Raw genomic sequence first — 23456 nt, forward strand, 5'->3', positions numbered from 1 at the left:
GGGTCAGGATTCGCCGGAAATGGTTGCTTCGTTGGACGAGGTCGCGGCGAGGACCTCTGTCAAGCGATTCAATTCTCGGGGGTGATGTAACACGACCATTGCGGGGGCCGCTGGGTCGGCGTCGTACTGAGGGATTTCGGTTCGGGCTCTGTTCCGAGTCTGCCACCACCAGCCGATTATTGAGTCCCGGGTGAACAGCCGCCACAAGGACTCGCGGTTGCCATTGCAGGCTTCCTCATTGAAGAGCACGCGACGCAGCGTCCGCCGGAGTAAACGACTCAGCGTCACCCGGTGAGGATAGGCGAGATAAACGATGAGGTCTGTTCGGGGCAGGAACACATCTGCGCATTCGCTCCCCAAACTTGCCAGAACCCAGCGACGATGAGCGGCGATGGATTGGGCCCGTTGCCGCTGTTGGGTCGGACTCCGGTGAGTCCAGGCTCCGTCGCAGGCCGGTGCCCAGAGGACATGGTCGTCAAAGTCGAAAGGTCGTGCGGAGATCGCACAGGCCAGCCGACGTGTCGCGGTGGATTTGCCGCATCCTGAGACGCCCAAGACGAGGATTCGATCCGCCTTCGAGATGCCGTCAGGTGCTATCTGACTCATAAGCGATTCCTCTTCGAATGCGGACGTACGCTGCCGTGCCTCATGAAACGGAAAGCGGCTGAAGGGCCGGGGTTTCGGTGACGCAAGGATGATTGTCGAACTCGCTCGGCACTTTCCTGAGGCCCTTGCTGCATCGGAGAGAAGGCAACGACTTCGTTGCTGCGCATCTCGGCCTGCGCCGGCATCGGTATTCGAGCGAGGAAGGCCCCGGACCGCTGCTTGTGCAACGAACCGGGGGCTCCTCATACTGCGGAAGCTATGGGATTTGAACCCATGGTACGGGGTTGCCGCACACCGGTTTTCAAGACCGGCTCCTTCGGCCGCTCGGACAAGCTTCCCTGCGTTCAGGTTACCCGCCTAGACTGGCGAGCGATTCCATAGCGCGATTGTCAATGGTACAGCCAGTCGCTATGGCTTGTCTAAGACTGCAACCCCGTTGGAAGGCAGGTAGAGGATGAAAGCCGTCGTAGAGAACGAACACGGTGGCCCGGAAGCGCTGCGCATCACCGAAGAGCCGACGCCCGAGGTTGGACCGGACGATGTGCTGATCAACGTCAGCGGAGCCGGTCTCAACAGAGCCGATACGATGCAGCGAAAGGGCAAATACCCGCCGCCAGAAGGTGCTTCGAACGTTTACGGACTGGAGATCTCCGGAACCATTGCGCACTTGGGAGACGACGCCGCCCGAACTTCGTTCCTCAAACAGGGCCAGAACGTAGTGGCGCTCCTGGCCGGAGGCGGATATTCGACGCAGGTCGTCGTCAATCATGCGCAAGTGCTGCCGGCGCCGGCTGGAATCGATCTCGTCGATGCGGCCGCGTTGCCGGAGGTCGGCGCAACCGTGTGGTCCAATCTATTCGGGCCCGGCGGGCTTAACCCGGATGGGCCGGAGCAGAAGGACGGAGAGCAGTCAGTTCTCATCCACGGCGGCACGGGAGGTATAGGCGCACACGCGGTTCAGCTGTGTCGTGCCCTTGGATACCACGTGTTCACGACCGTCGGCACCCAGGAGAAAGCCGATTGGGTCAAGGACCTGGCGACTCGGCAGGAACAGGCCAACCAGCGCAAGACCAAGCCGAAGCGGCTCGGGGAGCTCGTGGTCATCAACTACCGGGACCAAGATTTCGCCGAGGTGATCGAGGACAAAACCGAGGGCCAAGGCGTTCGGGCCATCCTCGATGTCGTCGGAGGAGACTACCTCTCGGACAATGTGAAGTCGCTCAGCCTCAACGGTCTGCTGACCGTGATTGCCGTTCAGAGCGGTCCTACAGGCGAACTGAATCTGGCCCGATTGATGTCCAAACGAGCGACGGTCCGCGGAACAACGCTGCGCGGTCGTACATCTGAGAAGAAGGGCGAGATTCTGCGCAACATGGCCGGCGCGGTGTGGTGGCTGATCGCCGACGGACTGATCGACCCGGCCGTGGAACGCCGTTTCGCGTTCGATGATGTCCAAGCCGCGCACGAGTACTTCGACTCAGGGGAACAGCTGGGCAAGACAGTATTGGTGATGCATTGAAATAAATAATTCGTGACGACCGCCATGTGCCAAGATGATTTGAGTCGCAGAAATCACTCACACTATCGAAGCAATGGAGGCTCACGATGAGTAGTACCGCATCTGCTCACCCGGTCGATCGACCCCCTGAATCCGCCGACGGGCGCCCACCCAATCACGTGGCTCCTGAGGTCCTGGAAAAGGAACATTCCAATTGGACCTGGAAGAAAATCCTCGTATGGGTGCTGATCGCGCTGGTCGGCGGATTCAGCTGGGTCATGGTCGCTTTGGTCCGGGGAGAAACCGTCAACGGCCTCTGGTTCGTTTTCGCGGCGGTGTGCAGTTACTTCATTGCCTACCGCTTTTACTCGAAATACATCGAGAACAAGCTCCTCAAACCGGACGACCGGCGAGCTACCCCCGCTGAGTACAACGAAGACGGCAAAGACTACATGCCGACTGACCGCCGTGTTCTCTATGGACACCACTTCGCGGCCATCGCCGGGGCCGGGCCGCTCGTCGGACCGGTTCTCGCCGCTCAGATGGGCTACTTGCCAGGCACGATTTGGATCGTCGCGGGTGTGATCCTGGCCGGTGCCGTGCAGGATTATCTTGTCCTGTTCTTCTCGATGCGACGTGGAGGCCGTTCACTCGGTCAGATGGCTCGTGATGAGCTCGGCGTCGTCGGCGGCTATGCGGCGATCGTCGCAACCCTGGCGATCATGATCATCATTACCGCCATCCTGGCGCTCGTCGTGGTGAACGCGTTGGGGGAGTCGCCGTGGGGCGTCTTCTCGGTAGGTATGACCATTCCGATTGCCCTGTTCATGGGCGTGTACCTGCGGTACATCCGACCAGGCAAGGTCATGGAAGTCTCCGTGATCGGATTCGTTTTGCTGCTCGCGGCGATCATCGTGGGCGGTTGGGTCGGACACTCGGAACTGGGGATCCAGCTCTTCACTCTTGACCGTGTCTCGCTGGCATGGTTTGTGATCATTTACGGTTTCATCGCCGCGGTCCTGCCCGTTTGGTTGCTTCTTGCACCGCGTGATTACCTCTCGACTTTCATGAAGGTCGGGACGATCATTCTGCTGGCCGTCGGAATCATCGTGGTACGGCCCGAGATCTCGGTTCCGGCGTTCAGTGAGTTTGCTTCGCGGTCTGACGGACCGGTTTTTTCTGGCTCCTTGTTCCCATTCCTGTTCGTGACCATTGCTTGCGGCGCGCTTTCCGGATTCCACGCGCTGATTGCTTCCGGTACGACGCCGAAGATGGTCGAGAAGGAACGTCAGGCCCGTTTCATCGGCTACGGCGGAATGTGCATGGAATCATTCGTGGCGATCATGGCCTTGGTCGCCGCGATCACTGTGGACCGAGGTATCTACTTCGCGATGAACGCCGGCCCAGGTTCGACCGGTGGAACGGTCGAAGGCGCGGCTGCTTTCGTGAACTCGCTCGGACTCACCGGCGTCGACGTCTCTCCGGACCAGCTCACGGCGACGGCCCAAGGCGTCGGCGAGAACACGATCGTCTCGCGAACCGGTGGCGCCCCGACCCTCGCGGTTGGCATGGCCGGAATCATGCATTCCATGATTCCGTCGCTCAACCTCATGAGCTTTTGGTACCACTTCGCGATCATGTTCGAGGCGCTCTTCATCCTCACCGCCGTGGACGCGGGTACACGTGTTTCGCGCTTCATGCTTTCCGATACCCTCGGAAACTTCATCCCAAAGTTCCGGGATCCGCATTGGAGAGTCGGCGCATGGGTCACTACGGCGATCATGGTCGCGGGATGGGGATCGATTCTGATCCTGGGTGTTACCGACCCATTGGGTGGCATCAACACGTTCTATCCGTTGTTCGGTATCGCCAATCAGCTCCTCGCCGCCGTCGGCTTGGCAGTCTGCTTGGCCATCGCGGCGCAGAAGGGCCGATTCAAATACCTCTGGATCATCGCGCTTCCGCTTGCCTTCGACGTCGTCGTCACCGTGACCGGTTCGTGGATGAAGATTTTCTCGAGCGATCCGAAGGTTGGCTACTGGTCCAATTACTCCGCTGCCAAGTCCGCTCTGGACTCGGGCGCCGAGAAATTCGGAACCGCCAAGTCGCCCGCCGAAATCGAAGCCGTCGTCCGGAATACGTTCGTCCAGGGGACCCTATCGATCCTCTTCGTGGTGCTGACACTGATCGTTGTCATCGCGGCCCTGATCGTGACGATCCGGGCGGTGAACGGCCATCGTGGCAAGGACCACGAGGATCCCTTCGTCGAATCGAAGTTCTATGCGCCAGCCGGGCTCATCCCGACCCCGGCGGAGCGAGCCCTCGAAAAAGAGTGGGCCGAGTACGACGCCGGCGCTGACAAGCCCACGGCGGCGGCAAGGGAACATTAGGCTCCGTCCGGAGAGGACAATATGAAAGAATTCTTGACCCTCATGAACAAGATCCGAAAGTCCGCAATCGTTCGGTTCGCTTCTGGCGTTCTGGGCGCGGACAAGTACGAACGCTACCTGGACTACCATCGACGCCATGGAAACTCCGAGCCGCCCATGAGCGAGAAAGAATATTGGCGTTCGCTGACCGACCACCAGGAAGCCAATCCTGGCGCGAGGTGTTGCTAGCGGCTGCACACAAAAGTCGCGCCCGCCCTTCTCCTGCCTATGTGCAGGAGAAGGGCGGGCGCCACTTTTGTGTGGGAGTGCTTCTACGGTGGTCGCCTTCTCCGAGGTGGGTTCCATCAATAGAGTGAGGTGACCGGGTAGTTCGCCTGTTCGCATCCACGTTACAAAGCCCCAGGCAGTTGGGCCGATCTTCTATGAGCGATCCGGGTGGACCAAACCGGTCCCGGTGACACCCGGCCCTTCGGATCATGCGCGACTGGGGTGGGCAACGTCATCCCGGGGCCGGCTGGTGACCTAAGCCTTCATCCTCGTGGATGATGAGGCCCCGAAAAAGCTAACGGGGGGGCGTCGCGGCCTCAGATTGCCGTGAACGTATTGAGGTATCGCTTGATGCGCTCGTTCTCGGAAGAGAAGAACTCATCGGGGGCGCCGTCGAAGCCGAGGTGACCGTCGTCGAGGAAGATCACGCGGTCGGCAACCTTCCGAGCGAACTGGATGTTGTGGGTCACGACGACCAGTGATCGCTTCTCCTCGGCCAGATCGACCAGAACCTTGATGACTTCGGCCTCCAACTCAGGGTCCAACGCGGAGGTTGGCTCGTCGAAGAGCAGATAGTCGGGGGCGACGGCCAGGGCTCGTGCAATCGCCACGCGTTGCTGCTGACCGCCGGAGAGGTTGTCCGGATACTCCGTGAGTCGATCCGCCAGGCCCACCTTGCGGAGTAGTTCCTTGGCGCGGGCCTCGCCCTCCGACGGCGAAACTTTGCCATTCAGAACCGGTGGCAGCGATACATTTTTCAATACGTTCTGATTGGGAAAGAGGTTGTAGCCCTGGAAGACCATGGCCGAATGCCGGCGTATGGACCGAATCTGAGCATCGGAGAGACGGCCGCCGAATTCGACCGCGTCGTCGTTGATGAGCAAGGTCCCGGATTCAGGCACCTCCAACAGATCCATGATGCGCAACAGGGTCGATTTGCCGGAACCTGAGGGGCCCAGAACCACCGTTGTTTCGCCCTCACGCAGTTGCAGGTCCACACCGTTCAGGACGGTGTTGTCCCCAAAGGACTTCGATACGTTTTTCAGCTCAAGCATTGGTGCTCCTGATGTAGCGCGAGGAAGCTTTTTCGACCCGGCTCTGGATCAACGACAGGATCGTGAAAATCACCAGGTAAATGACCGCGACTTCGATGTAGAGAGCCAGCGGTTGGAAATTGGTTGCCGCGATCTGGCGCCCCACCTGAAAGACATCGGCCAGGGTAATGACCATGACCAGCGAGGTCCCCTTGACGAGGTCGATCAGGTCGTTCCCCAGCGGCGGCAGGGCAATCCGCATGGCTTGGGGAGCCACCACGTGACGGAGGGTCTGCCAACTGGTCAAGTTCAATGTCTTTGCCGCCTCGAGCTGTCCGCGAGGAATCGATTGAACCGAGGCGCGCAACGTCTCAGCGGCGTAGGCGCCGGTGTTGAAGGTGAACGCAATGATCGCGGACGTCCAGGCCGAAAGCGTGATCCCTATTGCGGGCAACCCGTAGAAGATGATGAACAGTTGCACCAGAATCGGTGTTCCACGGAACAACCAAACGTAGAAGCGAGAAATCCATTGCAGAATTCGTATACGGCCCATGCGCATCGCGGTGGCGAGCACGGCGACGATCAGCGCTAGGACGAACGCTATGATGCTCAGCGGGATGGTGACCTTGATAGTCGCCATCAGCAACTGGGGCAGTGACTGTGCCCAGAGATTCAAAGTTTCGTTCATGGTTTCGCTTCGCTCACGAGGTGGCTGACGTAGGAGTCAGATCGGTCTGGACGTACTTCTGATAGATATTCTTCAAATCTCCGTCGTCCATGTGCTTCTTGAGGGACTGATCGATGGCCTGTTTGAGCTGTTCCTGCCCCTTGCCCATCAGGACTGCGGCCTGCGAGGGATCGCCGAGGTTTCCATCGAGCAGTCGAATTTTGTGGTCCGGCCGTTGTTCGAAGAACGCTTGGAAGGTGACGAAGTCGTTTCCGGTCATGTCCACGCGGCCAAAAGAAACCAGCATCGCGGCTTCGTCGAAGCCGGTCACCGGGACCAGGTTGGCTCCTTCGGCGGCCATCTGCTGACCAAAATTCGAGGTTTCGGTCTGGGCTGCCGAATGGCCGGAGATCTCGTCGGTGGTCTTCATCGGGGAATCCTCGACGACTCCGACCTTCCCCTGGCTTTCGGCGTACGGGATCGAGAAGTCGAACTTCGCTTTGCGTTCGTCCGTGGCCGAGATGTTGTTGATGATGATGTCGTAGCGTCCCGCATCGACACCTGCGATGAGCGAGTCCCATTGCGTCTCGACGTACTTGGCCTTGACACCGAGATCTTGGGCGATCAGGTCACCGATCTCCTTCTCAAAGCCGACGAGTTCGCCCGAGCCGTCGTGGTATCCGTAAGGCCGGAAGGTGCCTTCCATGCCGATTCGAAGAGTTCCGTTGTTCTGGATGGCCTGCAGACCGGTACCCGTGGTCGCGGCGTCGTCACCTGAGCTTTCCGATGAGCACGCCGTAAGCAAGGCGCCAAAGGCCCCCATGCCGACGAGCCCGAGCGCATGTCGCCGGGTAGGTAGTGATGTCATGGTCTTCCTTTCGACCTTAGGCCACGTCCAACGCGCCGACGAGGTCGGAAATCAAGTCATCCGAGTCCTCGATGCCCACGGCCACTCGCACGAGGTTTTCGGAAATCTCCGCTGTGACTAGGTCTTTCTCAGAATAGGCGCCTTGAGTCATGCTTGCGGGAAGGCACAGTAAAGATTCGATGCCGCCGAGGCTCACGGCGAATCCGAAGACCCTGAGCGCGCCCAGGAAGGCTTGGATGTTCTTGCCGTCCGCGATCTCCATCGAGAACACCGCGCCGGGCCCGTCCGCCTGCCGGCTCTGGATCTCGGATTCCTCGGCGCTGTACGAACCTGGGGTGTGAATTCGGGCGACTGCAGGATGGTCCTGGATGGCCTCGATGACGCGTCGGGTGTTCTCCTGCTGGCGATCCATGCGTAGGGCGAGGGTCTTGACGTTTTGGAGGAGCCTGTACGAATCGATGGGGGAGAGCACCCCACCGGAAATGAGCTGAGCCTTGAACAGTTCTTCTGAGAGCGCCTCGTCGTTGGTTGCCGCAACGCCTCCCAGTAGATCGCCGTGTCCGGCAAGGTATTTAGTGGCCGACTGAACCGTAATATCGGCCCCGAGATCGAGCGGACGCTGAAGGTAAGGGGTCAGGAAAGTATTGTCCACGACGACGACCGCGCCGTGGCGATGCGCCAAATCCGCGATCCGCCGGATATCGGCGACGCGCAACGTCGGGTTGGACGGCGTCTCCAGGAAGACCATCGTGACGGAATCGTCGAAGTCCTCATCGGTCAGCGCATTGGGATCGTTGACGAAACGATGCTCTACCCCGCGCTTGGGCAGCTCAATGGTCGCGAAGCGATAGTTGCCGCCGTAGACGGGCAACGACATGATGACGGACTCACCGGCCCGCAAGGTGCCTAGAGCCGCCGCGGTTGCGGCCATGCCCGTCGCGTACAGAAATGCGTGAGTGGCATTCTCCAGTGCTGCGAGAGTCTGCTGCGCGTTGTCGCGGGTAGGGTTGCCGCCCCGCTGATATTCGTATTCTCCCTCGCCGCCTTCGGTCGGCTGGAGAAAGGTCGACGCCGCATAGACCGGTGGCGTTACCGCGCCCTTCTCAACATCTTCGAGAGCGTGGATGGTTCGAGTCGTGAAGCCTGCCATGTTCGGGCATACCTTTCGAGTTACTGGAGAGTCGTGAATCTGACCTCTCAACGACTATTCAATGCTGGAAAATTCCTTGGGGCATCGAGAAGGTCCGCTGTATGACGCCGCGTTGCGATTCGCTGGGAATCTCCGGTGCGACAGGCGTGAGTGCATGGCCGTCTGATCCGATCGCTCAGGACCAACCGTCTGGGAAGGTACTGCGCATTGTCCTGAAGATCTTGGCGTCGGCTTCGTGAAGTGACAGTGTGTCAATAAGTCATTGACCCTGTATCCTAGTGAGGTAGACCTAACCCGCTGATGGCGGGCATGCGAGAGGAGGGACCGTGGGGCTCAAGGATTTCGTCCAGGGGAGGCGTGACTCCGCCGATATGGGGCAAGGCGTATGGCGCCGTGCCCATGACCGTTTTCGGCGCGGCCTCGACCGGTTCCACCAGATTCTGGAGAGGGTGGATGACGAGGCCTCTCTCGATGCCCTCATCCCGGCCGCCAATAGGCTGGCCGACCTCTTGCCCGAGGTACGAGGGATAGCAACCGGTGCACAGCGGGTGGCGCCCAGCGATTCAACCGATGTTCCGGCCTCGCGGGAAGGTCATTACGCCGATCTGCACCGGGCCCTGTCCAAGGCGGGCAATTCGCTGGCATTGTGTGCTGAGGCCTTGGCCATGATGCGATGCGACGGTGCATGCGCGGGCGGATGCTCCAAGGTTGAGTCGGTCGAGCGGCGAGTAGTCACGGTCGAAGAGCAGGTTGCGGAGGCTGCTCGGCTCCTCCGGCTCGTCGAGGGCTCGGGTGAATCTGCCGATGGGGACGTTTCGGCCGCTTAACGGGCTTGATCTGTGGTGTTTCGTCGAGCGCTCTAGAGTCTCGCCGAGTCTCTGGTCGGGCTCGGAGTGCGTATACGCCTCGAACGGTGCGACGAGCGGCTCCTCGGTCGGTGAAGGCGTTAGCGGTGGGGGAGCCAGCGGCAGTTTCTGGTGCCCGGCGGCCTGAGGCGGACGGTCGCCTCAGCCCTGAGCCCGTACGTGGTTGACGACTTTCATCATCGACGAGTGAAGGGCCTGTAGTTCTTCTTTGTCCATGCCGAGTCGTTGCATCATGATTCCCGGAATCTTCTCGGCCTCATTCCTCAACTCCTTGCCGGTCCGGGTCAGGGCTATGTCGAGGGACCGGTTGTCCTGGGAATTCCTGTCTCGGGTGAGGTAGCCCTGCGTCTCGAGGCGTTTGAGGAGCGGGGAAAGCGTTCCCGAGTCGATGCTCAGGCGTTCACCCAATTCCTTGACCGAAATAGGGGATCGCTGCCACAGGGCGAGCATGACCAGGTATTGCGGATGTGTCAGCTTGAGCGGCTCCAAGACAGGCCGATACGCGGCGATCACACTGCGGGAAGCCAAGGAAATCGCAAAGCAGACCTGGCTTTCCAAGGCGAGGGGATCTTCCGTGGGGAAGTCCGGTTTGTTCATTCGTGTCGCTCCCTACCCGTGAGGAGATTCGTGTGCTGTCGCGGCCGCAATAGATTCTAAACCGGATTGCCTGACGTCATAGTTTGCGTACAATGAGTTTGTACACAAACTAATGGAGGGACAGTCATGAGCAAGCCCCAAAAAGGCGATCAGTTCTCGTTGGGATTCCGACTCCAGAATCGAGCCGTCAGTACCCTCCTGCTGTTTATCGGACCTGCCCAGGGCAGCTCGGAGAGTGACCCTCGGCAGCGTCTCAAGCGCGAGTACAACCGCCGCAAGGCCCTCCACGAGCAGAGGAAGTCGGAAAGCTAACTCCCTCCTGCCGGAGGGACACTTCGCATCGTTCAAAGGCCCCGTTTTCATACTGAAACGGGGCCTTTTGGCAACTCGGAGGAGAGGATCAGATCAATTTGCTCTCGCGAGCTTTGGATATCGCGGCCGTCCGATTCTCGACGCCGAGCTTCCCGTAGATGTGCACGAGATGCGTCTTGACGGTCGCCTCGGAAATGAACAGTTTCTTGGACAGCTCACGGTTGCTCAACCCGGTGGCCAACAGGCGCAGTATCTCGGTCTCCCGTTCCGACAGGTTCTGCTCGGGACGTTGCATGCTGGCCATGAGAGCCGCACTGACCTCCGGGGCCAGGGTGCTCTTGCCTGCCGCTGTATCCACGACGGCCCGTCGAAGGGCTTCGGCAGGTGCGTCCTTCAAGAGATATCCGAGGGCACCGGCTCGCACCGCGGCGACGATGTCGGCCTGCGTATCGTACGTCGTCAAGATCAATACCGGCGGACCCTGCATCTCCTTGAATCGGGCGGTAGCGGTGATCCCGTCCATCTCGGGCATCTGTATGTCCATGACCACGAGGTCAATGGCCTGGTCGGTTCCGGTATTCGACTCAGCGATCTCGAGGGCTGACCGGCCGTCGCCGGCTTCGGCCACGACCACGACTTCGTCGAATCCGTCCAAGAGAGCGCGCAATCCAGCTCGCACCACGGGGTGATCGTCGACCAATAGAACCCTGATCTTGGAGCTCATGCTCCCCCTTCGTTGTCGCTTGCGGTGTGCGCAGAGGTCAGCGGGATACGAACCCCGACAGCAGTTCCTTCGCCAGGAGAGGAGTCGACCGAAAGGCTGCCTCCCAAAGTCTCCAGGCGACGACGCAATCCTATGAGGCCGTAACCGCCTTCTGACGAATCGTTCAGACCGGCGGCGGGGTCGAAGCCGTCTCCGTCGTCGAAGATATCCAAGGTGACTTCGGCCTCCCAGACCGCAAGAGTCACCACAGCGAGGTCTGCATTCGCATGTTTTGCGACGTTGGCGAGGCTTCCTTGGGCGGCGCGCAAGAGCGCGGAGGTGACGGGTTGGGGAAGATCGGCTGCGTCCTTGCCTTCGACGCGGAGTTCGCAACGCAAGGACTGGCCAGACGCCGCAGCCTGGCTCTGCGTCCTTTCGCACGTCACACGCAGTGCGGGAAGGAGCGATTGCCCCAGCTCGGGGGAGGACAAGTCCTTGACGAACCGCCTGGCCTCGTCCAAATTCTCCGATGCAGTTTCCTGGATGGTCCCGACCCAGGACCCAGCCTCGTCCAGACGTCCCGCGGCGAGGCTTCCGGCGGTCGCACGGGACATGAGGACTATGGACGACAGTCCTTGGGCCACAGTGTCGTGGATTTCGCGTGCCAGTCGCTCGCGCTCTTCCATGCGGCCGGCCTGATGTTCTTTCTCGGCGAGCTCGGCTTGCGCGATGCGCAGGGCCTCGGCGACGCGCAGATGGTGGAGCGCTTCGTCGTGCAATGACCGGTATGCCGTGGAAATGATGATCGCCAGGCCTGCGCCCAGCATGGGGCCCAGAAGCGATCCCGGGGTGAAGCTGTCCAATTGGTCGGCACGGGCCAGTTCCCACAGGGGCACGAAAGATGCCATTGCCCAGAGCACCCCGACCGCAATGACCCCCTGCCACAGCTTGAGCAGGTGCAGGAAAAGGAACATTAGGGGAAAAACGACCCACACGAAGTTCGCCGAGATGATGAGCAGCGCGATCCAGACAACGGTGACGCCTCCGAGCCACCACCCGGCAAAACGGCGCGGATTCGCCGCGGTCGTGACGTGACCCGACCGCAACGCTCGGGCATACCTGTTCTCCCACACGGTTCCGGTGAGGTAGATAGCGCCCAAGAGTACGACGGAACAGATCGCGCAGATCGCAGGCACCGTACTCGGGGTGTCGGAGCTTCCGCCGAGATAACGAATCAACCCGAAGACCAGGAGGAAAGCGAACATCACGTGCAGAGCGATGCGCAATGTCTGCAGGACCCGGCTCGGGGCCGCCTGGGGCGCAAGGGTGTTCGGGGAGCTCACACCTCCCACACTAGCGGGGAAGGGCTGACCGGGCATCAACCGAATGGATGACCCGAGGTTCAGCATTCCTTCCGATGTGCGCGTGAGGCATGCGCGGAAGAGTGGGTACCAACGAAATCCACTCGAAAGGAACCAAGATGTTCGTCGGTATCAGAGACGTCTTCTACGCCAAGGGGAGGTTCGCCCTGATCGGTTCGGTCGTCGGGCTGATCACGCTTCTGCTGGTCATGCTCACCGGGCTGACCGGCGGCCTTGCTTCACAGAACACATCGGGGCTCACCGCCATCAATCCGGACAGATTCGCTTTCGGAGCTCCGGCAACAAGCGTCTCCGGCTCGGATTCGGAACATGAAGCGAAGGTCGACTACTCGGCCTCCCAGATCACGCAGAGCCAGGCTCAGAAGTGGGAGGAAACCGACGACGTCGACTCTGCAGTCCCGGTCGGCTTCGCCCAGACGCAGCTCGCGGCCGAAGGCAGCGCTGGAGTTGCGGTCGTCGGCGTCCCGGATGATTCCAACACCGTCGGTGACGCGGTCGGGAAGGCCATCGACGGTTCGACCGAGCCGGGCTCCGGCGGCGTGGTGGTATCCCAGTCCATCGCGGACGACCAAGGCGCAAGCGTCGGGCGCGAGGTCAACATCTCGGGCCAGAAATTCAAGGTCAGCGGCGTCGTCCCGGACGAGTATTACAGCCACAGCCCCATCGCTTGGGTGGATACCGCCGGATGGCAGTCCGTCGCCCACGTCCCTTCAGAGGGTGAGGACGCTGTGGTCGGCACCGCAGTCGCTCTCAAGGGCGACCTGAGCAAGGACGCCTGGAACGACGCCGCCGACAAGACCGGTACCGTGGTGTCCAAGGTCAAGGATTCCTTCTCGGGGCTTCCCGCCTACTCCTCGGAACACAGTTCACTGCTGACCATGCAGGCCTTCCTCTACGGGATCTCGGCACTCGTGACGGTCTCCTTCCTGACCGTGTGGACGATCCAGCGGACTCGTGACATCGCGATTCTCCGCGCTCTCGGTGCCGGTGGCCGCTACCTGATCAAGGACGCCGTCGGTCAGGCGGGCATCGTTCTTGCAGTCGGAGCGGTCCTCGGGCTCGGGCTCGGTGCGGGCCTCGGCTGGTTGGCGCAGAACGGTGTGCCCTTCCAGTTGAGCGCGGGCACAACACTCTTGCCCGCCGCCGGGATCTGGGTGCTCGGGATGCTCGGCTCCCTCGTCGCAGTACGCAAGGTCGCAAAAATTGATCCGCTCATCGCCCTAGGAGGCAACTAAGCATGATGGCCCACGTCGCAGAACATGTAGCAGGAACCCAGCATCGCGAGAAGGAATCAATGCCAGCCCTAGAAATTCACGAAACCACCCTGGAATATCCGGATGGCACCACTGCGGACGGCAAGCCGCGGACCGTAACCGCCCTCGACGCCGTTACCTTCCGGGCAGAGCGCGGGACGATGACCGCGCTCGTCGGGGAGTCGGGGTCCGGCAAATCCTCCCTGCTGGCGGTGGCCGGGGCCCTCGTCGAACCCACAAGCGGTTCGGTCAAGGTCAACGGTATCGAGGCAGTCGGGCAGCCGGAGAAGACGAGGGCAGGGTTGCGTCGCGAGCAGATCGGCGTCGTCTTTCAGCAACCCAACCTCATTCCGTCGCTCACGGGACGAGAGCAACTGCTGGTAGGAGAACACATTCGTGGACTGCGGGGCGCAAAGTTCAAGGAACGCGGCCGCGCGGCCGACGAACTGTTGGCGAGGGTCGGCCTGGAAGGTGCGGGGGATCGCCGTCCGCATCAGCTTTCGGGAGGACAGCGGCAACGGGTCAATATTGCTCGTGCGCTGATGGGCAACCCGGCTCTCCTCCTGGCGGATGAGCCGACCTCGGCCCTGGACCACGAGCGTTCCCTCGAGATCGTCGAGCTGCTCCGCGAGGTCACCCGGGAATTCAACGTGGCGACCGTGATGGTCACCCACGAGACCGACCTGCTGGACAAGGTCGACTCGGTGGTCACGATGCGTGACGGGAAGCTTTCCTAACCACTCACCCAAAAAGGCCCCGGACCCTCAAGGGTCCGGGGCCTTCTGCACGCATACGGGCTCGGGTGACGCGGCGGAGCGGTCAGGCTTTGGGTCAGCGACCCCACATTCCGTACGTCTGAGCCAGCTCGGATACCTTCCGCGCACGGGCGAGACGGGGCAAGTAGGAACCGTCCTTCGGGACCGAACCGCCTTCGTCTTTCTCCAGCATCTCCCGGGCCCAGCTGATCTCCTCTTCGGAAGGAGCCAAACCGTGGTTGATCGTGTCGGTCTGGGCAGGGTTCAGCGTGAGCTTGCCCGTCATACCCATCGATGCGCTCAACCGGCTGGCGTCCAAGAGTCCCTTGTCATCCACGCCGTTGGCGGGACCATCGATCGGTCCCGGCAGCTCTCCCACGCGGGATGCGATGACCAAGGCCGATCGCGGATACGCGAGTGCCAACGGGTCATCGCTGATGCCGGTGTCCTTGCGGTAGTCACCCATACCGAAAGCCAGACGGAAAGTTCCGGGGGCCTTGGCGATGTCGACCGCATTGACGATCCCGACGGCCGACTCGATCAGTGCAATGACCGGTGTGCCCGCGTGGGACATCATGGCCGTGCGGGTGACGTGATTGGGATGCTCGGTCTTGGCCAGCACCAATCCGCGAAGACCTTTGGCACTGGTCAGTGCGGCCAGGTCGTCTTCCCAGAATTTGGTGGTGATGTCGTTGATACGGACCCACGCGCGCATGCCGTTGTTGAGGGCGTTGACGACGTTCTCGCGGGCTTGTTCCTTCTGGTCGGCCGGGACCGCGTCTTCCATGTCGAGGATGATCGAGTCCGCTTCCGACTCGTAATTCGGCTCGAAGGAGGCAACGTTCACGGCAGAAGTCAGCAACCAAGAACGTGAGAGGCGTGCTGGGAGGTCCGCGGCGCGTTCGTTGCGATGATAAGTAGTCGTCAAATTAAAACCTCACTCGTTAACTCAGTTTCGTCCTCATTGTGGCAAATGCTTCGGTTGAAGGGCGAGGGGCGTGCCGGCCTGTGCTGCGGGCTTCCAACCCCAGCGGTGCTGATTCCGGTCCGCGCGTCCAGGGTCCTTCGGTCGTTTCCTGTTCACGGAACGACGGCGCGGGGAACGGCCCACTTCGGATTCAGCTTCTTCGAAGGATCGCGTCCACGGATGCAACAGTAAGGCCCCGAAACCAGCGTGGTTCCGGGGCCTTACTGTTACATGGAGCCCCCTGCCGGAATCGAACCGGCGACCTTTTCGTTACGAAGGAAACGCTCTACCGACTGAGCTAAGGAGGCCTGCGCTCACGCTTTGCGGTCACGGACCGCTCCACAGCGCGAATGTCACTTTAGCAGAAGATATCCGGATGCCACCAACTCATATGACCCGTCGATCAGAAGGGGTTACGGCATAAATGCGTGGGTGCGATGGTTGTGGTGGAAGACAGACAAATGCTTTCAAAAGGAGTTGACTATGGGACACGTAGGAATTATCGGTGGACACGGCAAGATTGCGCTCCTGACGGCACCACTTTTGGTCGACGAAGGCAACACCGTCACCTCGATCATCCGCAAGCAGGACCAAGTCGGCGACGTCGAAGAGACCGGCGCCAACGCCCTGGTCAAGGACATCTCGGATCTCTCGACCGAGCAGATGACCGAGGTCTTCAAGGACCAGAACTTCGACGCCATCATCTGGTCTGCAGGTGTGGGTGGCGGCGACCCCGAGCGCACGTGGGAGGTCGATCGTGACGCAGCAATCCGATCGATGGACGCCGCGGAGAATGCCGACGTGAAGCGTTACCTCATGGTTTCCTACCTGGGCGCCTCCTTCGATCACGGCGTTCCTGAGGACGACGATTTCTACGCCTACGCCCAGTCGAAGGCAGAAGCGGATCAGCATTTGCGCGAGACCGGTCTGGACTGGACCATCGTGGGCCCGACCGCGCTCTCGCTCGACGAGCCCTCCGGCAAGATCAACGTCACCACCGAAGCAGGCGGAAACAAGGCATCCCGCGCCAACGTGGCTCGAGTCCTGGCGGCCGCCCTCGCGGACGAGACCACCGTGCGCAAGGCATTGCCCTTCACCGACGGTGATACCCCGATCGCCCAGGCTCTCGCGGACGCACCCGCGACGGACAAGCTGGCCTAGGGGGGCCCCATGGGATTCTGGGATTCCATCCGAGGCAAGGATCAGTCTCCGGCAGGATCCGACGACGCCGCAGCCCTCCCGGAGGCGCGCTTGGAAGCGCTGGTCTCCGGGAGAGTCCAGGGTGTCGGATTCCGCTGGTGGACTCGCGGCATCGCCCAGGAACACGAACTGATCGGCTACGCGGAAAACCTGCCGGACGGCCGCGTGGAAATCGTGGCCGAAGGCTCGCGGAAAGGCGTGGACGCATTGTATGCCGCGCTGACTTCCGGAGATACGGCAGGTCACGTCAGTGACGTCGATCAATCGAGGCCTGAACCCACCGGTGAGTTCAGGGAATTCGATGTGAGGTAATACCGCAGAACTGCCCTTCACCACGCACACCCCCTGCGATAAAATATAAGTAAACGCTTATGAATGGAGGTGCGGTTCCGATGGGGCACAATCACGATCACGGTCATCAGCACGGTGCCGGTGCGGGGCGCACACGTCTGGCGGTCGCCTTCGGCATCTCGATTCTCATATTCCTTGCCCAAATGATCGGTGCCGTGCTCACCGGTTCTTTGGCGTTGCTCTTCGACACCGTTCATGTCTTGACCGACGCCGCCGGGCTGGCAATGGCCCTCGGCGCCGCGGTGCTCTCATCCCGGCCCGCCACGGACCATCGGACGTGGGGGTGGAAACGGGTGGAAATCCTGGTGGCCGCGGTCCAGGCGACGGTACTGATCGTCGTCGGAATCATGGTGATCATCGAGGCAATTCAACGGTTCTCCCACCCGCAGCCGATCGCCGACCGAGAACTCATCGTCTTCGGCATCGTGGGACTCCTCGGCAATATCGCGGCCATTGTCGTCCTGTTCGGCGGGGAGAAGAACCTTAATCTCAGGGCCGCGTTTTTGGAAGTCGTCAACGATGCTCTGGGCTCGGTTGCCGTGATCATTTCAGCGCTCGTCATTGCCTCCACCGGCTGGATGCAAGCCGACGCCGTGGTCGCGTTGCTCATCGGTGCCCTGATCATTCCGCGAGCTGCTCTCATTCTGCGAGAGTCGGTCAGCGTACTCCTGGAGAGCGCCCCACCGGGGCTCGACATGGAAGACGTGAAACGGCACCTCGAGGACCATCCTCGCGTGGTCAAAGTTCACGATCTCCACGCGAGCAGGATTTCGACCGACCTTCCCGTTCTGACTGCCCACGTGGTCCTGGACGACGAGAGCTTCAAGGACGGGCAGAGCGCGCAGTTGCTCTGCGAAATTCAGAAGTGCATTTCCGAGCACTTCGACGTGTCGATTGCCCATTCGACGATCCAACTCGAACCGAAGAGTCACTACGACCACGAAGCCGGGGAATTCATCGTATGAGCCGAGGCCACAGCGTCCATCTGGGGCTCTCGGGACTCAACGCGGTGATTCTTCCGGACGGCTTCAGCGACAACGGCTACGTCCTGGACATCGGGGGTGCCGAACAATCGCATGTCGATCTTGATCATCCCGAAAGTATCTTCTACGAGTACCTTCGCCGCGTCGGCAATATCGTGGATACGATCGCCCCTCCGGGCGAGCCGATTTCCGCCGCGCATCTAGGGGCCGGTGGTTTGACGTTGCCCCGATATATTCAAGCCACCCGACCGGGATCGCCCCAAACAGCCGTGGAGATCGAGCGCGAGCTGCCTTCATTGGTCCTGCGCGAATTGCCGCTTCCCGCCGGTACACGTTTGAACATGCTGACCGACGACGCCCGTGCAGCGCTTTCCAGACTGACGCAAGACGCGAGGTCCGAGGGCGGTGACGGGCTGGACCTGGTCTTCGTCGATATATTCTCGGGCAAGGATTCACCCGAACATTTGGCGTGCCGGGACTTCTACGCGGAAGCGCTCGCGACACTCTCCGACAGAGGCGTTCTGGTCGTCAATGTGGGTGACGACCCCGGTCTTCGATTCTTTGCCAGACAAGCACAATTCCTGTCAGACACCGCCTGCGAGGACCCTCGGATCGGGACGGCCTCGGGAGCCTGGACGTTGGCAGATGCAACCATGATCTCCGGCCGTCAGGAAGGTAACTTGATTCTCGCGGCCGGGCCGGGATTGTCCACGGGGTCCCGGGACTTCGTGCAGCGCTGGAAGGAAGCAGGGCCGCACCCCGCTGAGGTTCTGGACCCTCTCCAGACGCAGGATTTCACCCGAAAACTGGGATCGTAAAGACGCCCTCGAAGGGTGGCCTGTGGTTTATGCGCTCTCGGCTGAGTGCGGTTGTGCACTTGCGTGCGCGTGGTTAGATGTGAGTATGGCACCGAAGTTTCCCTTTGATTCCGCAATGAAAAACGCATTCGACGACAGCGGGCAACCAAAGCCGGCTCTGAACAAGGCCCTGGACACCGTTTTGCGGGTTCAACGGCCGCTCGTCGTCACCTCGATCAAAAAACTCCGGAAAAAGCACCCCGATGAAACCCCGGAGCAGATCGCACATCGTTTGGAAAAGCTCTATCTGCGCGATGTCACGGTCGGCGGTGGCGCCGTGGGCGCCTCTGCGTTCATCCCGGGGATCGGCACTGTCACGTCAGTCGGCCTATCGGTCGTGGCGGTGGGCGGGTACCTTGAACGCACCGCGATCTACGCGCAGTCCATGGCGGAGCTCTTCGGGGCTCACGTGGAGGACCCCGAGAAGGCGCGCACCATGGTCATGGCCCTCATGCTCGGCGAAGACGGCGCCGTTCTCATGCAGCAGATCTTGGGGCAGTCCGGGCGAACAGCCGGAATCTCCAATAAATGGGGCCTCATGATGGGCAAGGACGATGGGAAAGGTTTCAGCGTCTCCAAGACCATCCGCAATATGTTCGTCAAGCGCTTCCTGGCCCGTCAATCCGGAGCGATGCTCGGCCGGGCCCTGCCGTTCGGTTTGGGGGCCGTCGTCGGCGGCGGCGCCAACCTTGCACTGGGCCGTCAGGTCATCAAATCGACCAAGGAAGCCTTTGGCAAGGCACCCTCCTTGTTCCCGGACTCTCTCCAGCTGGACGGCAGGGCACCGAAGTTCGACGATCCGCAGGAAGAGAAGAAGGCCCAAGCACTTGCGGGCGATCTCCCGGCCGGCGCTGACAAGAAAGACAAAGACGCCAAGGCCAAGGGCGCCGGGACGGACGAGTAATTCTTCTCCGCTCCGTTGCGCACACCCTCTTCCAGCGGAGACGGATGTGCGCAACGGAGCGTGATCCCGTGAGGGCTCGCTACTTCACGTAGTCGACGAGCCGGCCAGCGATCCCGTTGTAGGTTGCGGGCGTCAGATTCTTAAGTCGTTCTTCCGCTTCGGGGGAAAGGCCCAAGCCGGACACGAACTCGACCAAGCGTTCCTGGTCCACGCGATGCCCGCGTGTCAGATCTTTCAGCCGCTCATAGGGGTTGTCCATTCCTTCGACCCCGGCGATCGCTTCCGCGCGCATGACCATTTGGATTGCCTCGGCCAGGACCTCCCAGTTGCTGTCGAGGTCCCGTGCGAGAGCGTCTTCTGCGACGTCGAGCTTGGTCAAGCCTTTGGTCACGTTGGACATTGCGAGCATCGAATGGCCGAAGGCCACGCCGATGTTGCGCTGCGAAGAAGAATCGGTCAGATCGCGCTGCCACCTGGAGGTCACGAGTGTTTCTGCGAGCGTGTCCAGAAGCGAGCACGAGATTTCCAGGTTGGCCTCGGCATTTTCGAAGCGGATCGGATTGATCTTGTGAGGCATGGTCGACGAGCCCGTGGCTCCCTCGACCGGAATCTGCCGGAAATATCCGATTGAGATGTACGACCAGATATCCGTGCAGAGATTGTGCAGCACACGGTTGAAGTGCGCGATGCTCGAGTAAAGCTCCGCCTGCCAATCGTGCGACTCGATCTGCGTCGTCAAAGGGTTCCAGGTCAGGCCAAGGTGCTCCACGAAACCGCGAGACACCTTCTGCCAGTCGACCTGGGGTGCAGAAGCGTAGTGAGCGGCGTATGTGCCGGTCGCACCATTGATCTTGCCCAGGAACTCCTGGTTTTCCACGTGTTTGATCTGCCGCTGGAGGCGGAACGCGAGGACGGCCATTTCTTTGCCGAGGGTCGTCGGCGTCGCCGGCTGCCCGTGGGTCCGGGACATCATGGGAATATCACGGGCCGATTCGGCCAGGTCGGTCACCACACCGACGAGCTCCCGCGCGGCAGGTGCCCACGCGTTGTGGACCGCGTCCCGGATGCCCACGGCGTAGGAAAGATTGTTGATGTCCTCCGATGTGCATCCGAAATGCACGAGCGGTTTGAGATGACCTAGGCCCAGTGCATCGAGGCGATTTCCGATGAAATATTCGACCGCCTTGACGTCATGCACTGTCACGGCTTCGATCTCGGCCAATTCCTTGATCGAGTCGGCGTCGAAATCGGTCACGATGGCGCGCAGACCCGCTACCTGGTCCTCCGTCAGAGGGGCAAGACCGGGCAGAACCTCATTGCGGCAGAGGTAGATGAACCATTCGACCTCGACGTGCACGCGATCGCGATTGAGCGCCGCTTCCGAGAGGTAATCCGTCAACGGTGTGGTCTGGGGCTGGTACCGACCGTCCAGAGGCCCGAGGGCAATGGGAGGGGAGACCTGGGTCAGGCTTGTGCGCCCGTTCGGGAGAGTCGAACTGGACAGATTGGTGTTCTCTGAAGAATTGGCCATGCCTTTATTGTGGCACGGCCACCACGCCCCTCCGAGTTTGTCCACAGGGCAATCAACACTGAAGGAACTCAACGGCTGTCCACACGGTGGCGGGATACCGGACGCTGTGGGAGACGCCCCGACTCTCCATGGGCCAGGATGTTCGGCATCGAAGCGGACAAGTGATCCGCTTCCCCGGGGGAGGAAAGGGAAGAAATGGATATCGTGTCCGCGCTGGGGCTGGTGGCGCCCATGGTCGTACGGCGTGCGGGAATGGCCGCCGAAGAAAGACTCACGGACCTCGCGGAACAATTGGCAGGGCAATTGGCTTCCGTACGGTCAGCCGGGGCAAGAGTCGAGGGGACGGCCCAGACCACGTGGGAATCCGCGGCGGCGGAACTGTTCCGGGAGGGCATTCGCCGCCAAGCCGCACGATCTCACGCCGCAGAAGAAGCGATGCGCAGGGCAGAATCCCGTGTACGGCGGGCGGGCGTGGAGATCCGTCATCGGCTCGAACAGATCTCACACGAGTTGGCGGGTTGGGAAGAGAAAATGGTGCAAACCGCCGGTCGGGTCGCTTCGGAGGCGGAAACTCGATCCCGAGAGGCGGCGGGAACGGCCGCTTTCGGATCCGCGGCCCTGCTGGACTCCGACGCAGTCCGGCAGCTGAGGAGCGCATACGAGAACACCGTGGAATCCTCCCTCGTCCGAAACGCCTTGGCCGCCGTGGCCGCAGGAAACCACGGGTGTGCACAATGACCACGCCGTGGAACGCCAGCCTTCGCGAATGGTGCATCTTCGGACTCGCCCCGGCCCAAGCAACGGGCGCATTCCAGGTCGGTTGGGGCGCAGTGCCTGCCGGTAGCGCGACGGTGCGCACGTCAACGTCGCAGCAAAGGATCGACACCGAAGAGATTGCCCGCCTCGAGGCCGAATTGCAGGGAGCTGGAGAAATCTACGGTGGAGCCGTGGTCGCGGCCGTTGCTCTTCGGACCGAGATCGAACACCTTTGGGCCCGCATTTCCTCGGAAGCGGTCGTGGCCGCGCAGGAGCTCGACGAAGCGCAGAAACTTCTACTGTCCTTAGGGTCGTCCGTGGCCGAGTACGGTGCGAAACTCCATCTGGCCCGGACGTCCTATGAGGAGGCAGAGCACCTCGCTGAGGTTCTGGTCAGCGGCTTTGACGCTGTCCACTCTCTTCCCTACCGCCATCTTTACGGATCCGCGATGTTCAGCGGAGGTAATCCTCTGGGCCTCCTGGCCGCCGTGGGAACCTTCGCGGCCACGGGTGGTGCGATTCTCGCGGCCGACGCCTCGGTCCGCGGAACGGCCGCAGCAACGCGTTCATCGATCAAGGGCAGCGGCATTCCCCTGGAACATCTGCGCCTGGACGTCGCCCGGGTCAAACAGCTCAGGCGGCGCATGGGCCTGGGGCTCGTTCGTTTGAGAGACTTCCGGCGCGTCGAGTCTTCTGCCATGACGGTGATGAGCGAGGCGGCCAACGTATCTACTATTGCGGAGGGCCTCAAGAAGGCAGGGGAACGCGATATCGTGCACGATGCCGCTCACGGTCCCCAGAACCGCGTGTCCCTGGCCCATATCGATGTGAGGGTCGTGCACAGACCGGATGGCACGAAATCCTTCGTGGTCTCGATCCCCGGGACTGACTTTGACAATCTTTCGAGCCGAACGGATCCTGACGGCGCCTACAGTATCCTCGACGTCGTGACCACAAGCCCCGGTACGCCCTTATCGGAGTCCCCAGGGCTCATGCAGATGGTCGATCGAGCTCTCCAGGAGGCAGGCGCCGGATCCACGGACCCCGTCATTCTCTCCGGTTTCAGCCAAGGCGGAATGACCGCCATGAGCCTTGCTGCGAACCGAGAATTTTCGCGGCGGTACACCATCCGTGGGGTAGTGACCACGGGGACGCCTACCGTCACCTACCGAGGAGTCGACCCGAAGACCAAAGTCCTTCACCTGGCAGACGTGAACGATCCGGTCCCGGTCCTGACCGGCGGGGGCTCCGACCCAGGCAACGATCACGCCGTCGTCGTGAGCAGCAACGTCGGGAAAGGCGGGGCAATCCAGATGACGCACGACGCCGAGACATATGTGCGGGCCGCTCGGGTCGCCGACCGCGAATTGGCGCGGACCTCCGAGGGGCAAGAACAGCAACGAATGATTCAGGAAGCGATTCCTGCCGGGGCATCCGTTCAGACCCTGACTTTCGAAGCATCATCCGAGTCCTATGACCGCAGGATGAAGTGACGGTCGACCTCAAGCATGGCACGGAGAGCGTTGGCGTGACCGTTGACACGTTTGCTCGAATGAGCG

At 61.2% G+C, this 23456-nt stretch carries 24 protein-coding genes and 2 tRNA genes; 14 read left to right on the top strand and 12 right to left on the bottom strand.

The annotated features are described in order from the left end of the window. Window positions 1-3 precede the first annotated feature (3 nt). Window positions 4-606 carry a P-loop NTPase family protein gene (locus EWR20_RS02870; protein WP_129358810.1) on the bottom strand — a complete coding sequence of 201 codons (603 nt, stop codon included), beginning with the start codon at window positions 604-606 and terminating at the stop codon, window positions 4-6. Between the two features lie 250 nt (window positions 607-856). Then, window positions 857-944 (bottom strand) — tRNA-Ser (locus tag EWR20_RS02875). Window positions 945-1060: 116 nt separating this feature from the next. Between EWR20_RS02875 and EWR20_RS02880 the strand changes: the two genes are divergently transcribed. The 3 genes from EWR20_RS02880 (at window position 1061) to EWR20_RS02890 (ending at window position 4722) form a co-directional block, all read left to right on the top strand. After that, window positions 1061-2125, top strand: a complete 1065-nt coding sequence (locus tag EWR20_RS02880; RefSeq protein WP_129358812.1) for an NAD(P)H-quinone oxidoreductase — start codon at window positions 1061-1063, stop codon at window positions 2123-2125. Between the two features lie 86 nt (window positions 2126-2211). Next, window positions 2212-4494, top strand: a complete 2283-nt coding sequence (locus tag EWR20_RS02885; RefSeq protein WP_129358814.1) for a carbon starvation CstA family protein — start codon at window positions 2212-2214, stop codon at window positions 4492-4494. Between the two features lie 21 nt (window positions 4495-4515). Next, window positions 4516-4722 carry a YbdD/YjiX family protein gene (locus EWR20_RS02890; RefSeq protein ID WP_238147531.1) on the top strand — a complete coding sequence of 69 codons (207 nt, stop codon included), beginning with the start codon at window positions 4516-4518 and terminating at the stop codon, window positions 4720-4722. 356 nt (window positions 4723-5078) lie between these two features. On the opposite strand, the gene EWR20_RS02895 is transcribed toward EWR20_RS02890, so the two are convergent. Genes EWR20_RS02895 through EWR20_RS02910 form a run of 4 tightly spaced genes read right to left on the bottom strand, consistent with a single transcriptional unit; the run spans window position 5079 to window position 8480 of the window. After that, window positions 5079-5816: an amino acid ABC transporter ATP-binding protein gene (locus tag EWR20_RS02895; RefSeq protein WP_129358816.1), complete on the bottom strand. Its 738-nt coding sequence runs from the start codon at window positions 5814-5816 to the stop codon at window positions 5079-5081. Beyond that, entirely contained in the window at window positions 5809-6483 is a 675-nt protein-coding gene (locus EWR20_RS02900) for an amino acid ABC transporter permease (RefSeq protein ID WP_129358818.1), read from the bottom strand. The genes EWR20_RS02895 and EWR20_RS02900 overlap by 8 nt, the downstream gene beginning before the upstream one ends. Before the next feature lie 13 nt (window positions 6484-6496). Then, window positions 6497-7330, bottom strand: a complete 834-nt coding sequence (locus EWR20_RS02905; protein ID WP_129358820.1) for a transporter substrate-binding domain-containing protein — start codon at window positions 7328-7330, stop codon at window positions 6497-6499. Between the two features lie 16 nt (window positions 7331-7346). Beyond that, on the bottom strand, window positions 7347-8480 hold the full coding sequence (locus tag EWR20_RS02910; RefSeq protein ID WP_129358822.1) for a trans-sulfuration enzyme family protein: 1134 nt from the start codon (window positions 8478-8480) through the stop codon (window positions 7347-7349). Window positions 8481-8806: 326 nt separating this feature from the next. Here EWR20_RS02910 and EWR20_RS02915 point away from each other — a divergent pair, with 326 nt between their 5' ends. Then, complete coding sequence (locus EWR20_RS02915; RefSeq protein ID WP_238147532.1) at window positions 8807-9307, top strand: dehydrogenase; 501 nt, start codon at window positions 8807-8809, stop codon at window positions 9305-9307. A 180-nt stretch (window positions 9308-9487) separates the two neighbouring features. Here EWR20_RS02915 and EWR20_RS02920 read toward each other — a convergent pair whose 3' ends face one another. After that, on the bottom strand, window positions 9488-9943 hold the full coding sequence (locus tag EWR20_RS02920) for a MarR family winged helix-turn-helix transcriptional regulator (RefSeq protein WP_129358824.1): 456 nt from the start codon (window positions 9941-9943) through the stop codon (window positions 9488-9490). A gap of 126 nt (window positions 9944-10069) precedes the next feature. On the opposite strand from EWR20_RS02920, the gene EWR20_RS02925 reads away from it, so the two are divergent. Then, window positions 10070-10255, top strand: coding sequence for a hypothetical protein (locus EWR20_RS02925; protein ID WP_129358826.1), 186 nt, complete (start codon window positions 10070-10072; stop codon window positions 10253-10255). Window positions 10256-10343: 88 nt separating this feature from the next. Here EWR20_RS02925 and EWR20_RS02930 read toward each other — a convergent pair whose 3' ends face one another. After that, window positions 10344-10979: a response regulator gene (locus EWR20_RS02930; protein WP_129358828.1), complete on the bottom strand. Its 636-nt coding sequence runs from the start codon at window positions 10977-10979 to the stop codon at window positions 10344-10346. Beyond that, a complete protein-coding gene (locus EWR20_RS02935) occupies window positions 10976-12301 on the bottom strand; it encodes a sensor histidine kinase (protein ID WP_197964449.1) in 1326 nt (441 codons plus the stop codon). The genes EWR20_RS02930 and EWR20_RS02935 overlap by 4 nt, the downstream gene beginning before the upstream one ends. 137 nt (window positions 12302-12438) lie before the next feature. Between EWR20_RS02935 and EWR20_RS02940 the strand changes: the two genes are divergently transcribed. After that, complete coding sequence (locus EWR20_RS02940; RefSeq protein ID WP_129358832.1) at window positions 12439-13575, top strand: ABC transporter permease; 1137 nt, start codon at window positions 12439-12441, stop codon at window positions 13573-13575. A gap of 5 nt (window positions 13576-13580) precedes the next feature. Further along, on the top strand, window positions 13581-14330 hold the full coding sequence (locus EWR20_RS02945) for an ABC transporter ATP-binding protein (RefSeq protein ID WP_394342272.1): 750 nt from the start codon (window positions 13581-13583) through the stop codon (window positions 14328-14330). A 94-nt stretch (window positions 14331-14424) separates the two neighbouring features. Here EWR20_RS02945 and EWR20_RS02950 read toward each other — a convergent pair whose 3' ends face one another. Continuing rightward, a complete protein-coding gene (locus EWR20_RS02950; protein ID WP_129358834.1) occupies window positions 14425-15276 on the bottom strand; it encodes an HpcH/HpaI aldolase/citrate lyase family protein in 852 nt (283 codons plus the stop codon). 271 nt (window positions 15277-15547) lie between these two features. Then, window positions 15548-15623: transfer RNA gene (locus EWR20_RS02955), tRNA-Thr, on the bottom strand. Window positions 15624-15798: 175 nt separating this feature from the next. On the opposite strand from EWR20_RS02955, the gene EWR20_RS02960 reads away from it, so the two are divergent. The 5 genes from EWR20_RS02960 to EWR20_RS02980 all read left to right on the top strand — a co-directional run bounded on the left by EWR20_RS02960 (window position 15799) and on the right by EWR20_RS02980 (window position 19610). Continuing rightward, the gene (locus EWR20_RS02960; protein ID WP_129358836.1) at window positions 15799-16476 is read left to right on the top strand and encodes an NAD(P)H-binding protein; all 678 of its coding nucleotides are present in this window, start codon (window positions 15799-15801) and stop codon (window positions 16474-16476) included. Between the two features lie 9 nt (window positions 16477-16485). Beyond that, window positions 16486-16827: an acylphosphatase gene (locus EWR20_RS02965; RefSeq protein WP_129358838.1), complete on the top strand. Its 342-nt coding sequence runs from the start codon at window positions 16486-16488 to the stop codon at window positions 16825-16827. 80 nt (window positions 16828-16907) lie between these two features. After that, on the top strand, window positions 16908-17831 hold the full coding sequence (locus EWR20_RS02970; RefSeq protein ID WP_129358840.1) for a cation diffusion facilitator family transporter: 924 nt from the start codon (window positions 16908-16910) through the stop codon (window positions 17829-17831). Further along, on the top strand, window positions 17828-18667 hold the full coding sequence (locus EWR20_RS02975) for a spermidine synthase (protein ID WP_129358842.1): 840 nt from the start codon (window positions 17828-17830) through the stop codon (window positions 18665-18667). Before EWR20_RS02970 ends, EWR20_RS02975 begins: the two co-directional genes overlap by 4 nt. Before the next feature lie 115 nt (window positions 18668-18782). Continuing rightward, window positions 18783-19610: a di- and tripeptidase gene (locus tag EWR20_RS02980; RefSeq protein WP_178945395.1), complete on the top strand. Its 828-nt coding sequence runs from the start codon at window positions 18783-18785 to the stop codon at window positions 19608-19610. Between the two features lie 79 nt (window positions 19611-19689). Here EWR20_RS02980 and purB read toward each other — a convergent pair whose 3' ends face one another. Continuing rightward, window positions 19690-21141, bottom strand: coding sequence for an adenylosuccinate lyase (gene purB / locus EWR20_RS02985; protein WP_129358844.1), 1452 nt, complete (start codon window positions 21139-21141; stop codon window positions 19690-19692). A gap of 195 nt (window positions 21142-21336) precedes the next feature. On the opposite strand from purB, the gene EWR20_RS02990 reads away from it, so the two are divergent. Both EWR20_RS02990 and EWR20_RS02995 read left to right on the top strand, forming a co-directional pair. Continuing rightward, window positions 21337-21879, top strand: a complete 543-nt coding sequence (locus tag EWR20_RS02990; RefSeq protein ID WP_129358846.1) for a hypothetical protein — start codon at window positions 21337-21339, stop codon at window positions 21877-21879. Next, window positions 21867-23390, top strand: a complete 1524-nt coding sequence (locus tag EWR20_RS02995) for a hypothetical protein (protein ID WP_129358850.1) — start codon at window positions 21867-21869, stop codon at window positions 23388-23390. The genes EWR20_RS02990 and EWR20_RS02995 overlap by 13 nt, the downstream gene beginning before the upstream one ends. Window positions 23391-23456 lie beyond the last annotated feature (66 nt).

Source organism: Rothia uropygioeca (assembly GCF_004136585.1).
Lineage (GTDB): Bacteria > Actinomycetota > Actinomycetes > Actinomycetales > Micrococcaceae > Rothia.

Excerpts from the sequence above, each read along its gene's own strand:
- EWR20_RS02870 (WP_129358810.1), bottom strand. The coding sequence starts at position 606 with ATGAGTCAGATAGCACCTGACGGCATCTCGAAGGCGGATCGAATCCTC.
- EWR20_RS02930 (WP_129358828.1), bottom strand. The coding sequence starts at position 10,979 with ATGAGCTCCAAGATCAGGGTTCTATTGGTCGACGATCACCCCGTGGTG.
- purB (WP_129358844.1), bottom strand. The coding sequence starts at position 21,141 with ATGGCCAATTCTTCAGAGAACACCAATCTGTCCAGTTCGACTCTCCCG.
- EWR20_RS02890 (WP_238147531.1), top strand. The coding sequence starts at position 4,516 with ATGAAAGAATTCTTGACCCTCATGAACAAGATCCGAAAGTCCGCAATC.
- EWR20_RS02975 (WP_129358842.1), top strand. The coding sequence starts at position 17,828 with ATGAGCCGAGGCCACAGCGTCCATCTGGGGCTCTCGGGACTCAACGCG.
- EWR20_RS02895 (WP_129358816.1), bottom strand. The coding sequence starts at position 5,816 with ATGCTTGAGCTGAAAAACGTATCGAAGTCCTTTGGGGACAACACCGTC.
- EWR20_RS02990 (WP_129358846.1), top strand. The coding sequence starts at position 21,337 with ATGGATATCGTGTCCGCGCTGGGGCTGGTGGCGCCCATGGTCGTACGG.
- EWR20_RS02925 (WP_129358826.1), top strand. The coding sequence starts at position 10,070 with ATGAGCAAGCCCCAAAAAGGCGATCAGTTCTCGTTGGGATTCCGACTC.
- EWR20_RS02905 (WP_129358820.1), bottom strand. The coding sequence starts at position 7,330 with ATGACATCACTACCTACCCGGCGACATGCGCTCGGGCTCGTCGGCATG.
- EWR20_RS02920 (WP_129358824.1), bottom strand. The coding sequence starts at position 9,943 with ATGAACAAACCGGACTTCCCCACGGAAGATCCCCTCGCCTTGGAAAGC.
- EWR20_RS02880 (WP_129358812.1), top strand. The coding sequence starts at position 1,061 with ATGAAAGCCGTCGTAGAGAACGAACACGGTGGCCCGGAAGCGCTGCGC.
- EWR20_RS02980 (WP_178945395.1), top strand. The coding sequence starts at position 18,783 with ATGAAAAACGCATTCGACGACAGCGGGCAACCAAAGCCGGCTCTGAAC.
- EWR20_RS02945 (WP_394342272.1), top strand. The coding sequence starts at position 13,581 with ATGGCCCACGTCGCAGAACATGTAGCAGGAACCCAGCATCGCGAGAAG.
- EWR20_RS02970 (WP_129358840.1), top strand. The coding sequence starts at position 16,908 with ATGGGGCACAATCACGATCACGGTCATCAGCACGGTGCCGGTGCGGGG.
- EWR20_RS02965 (WP_129358838.1), top strand. The coding sequence starts at position 16,486 with ATGGGATTCTGGGATTCCATCCGAGGCAAGGATCAGTCTCCGGCAGGA.
- EWR20_RS02885 (WP_129358814.1), top strand. The coding sequence starts at position 2,212 with ATGAGTAGTACCGCATCTGCTCACCCGGTCGATCGACCCCCTGAATCC.
- EWR20_RS02910 (WP_129358822.1), bottom strand. The coding sequence starts at position 8,480 with ATGGCAGGCTTCACGACTCGAACCATCCACGCTCTCGAAGATGTTGAG.
- EWR20_RS02960 (WP_129358836.1), top strand. The coding sequence starts at position 15,799 with ATGGGACACGTAGGAATTATCGGTGGACACGGCAAGATTGCGCTCCTG.
- EWR20_RS02900 (WP_129358818.1), bottom strand. The coding sequence starts at position 6,483 with ATGAACGAAACTTTGAATCTCTGGGCACAGTCACTGCCCCAGTTGCTG.
- EWR20_RS02940 (WP_129358832.1), top strand. The coding sequence starts at position 12,439 with ATGTTCGTCGGTATCAGAGACGTCTTCTACGCCAAGGGGAGGTTCGCC.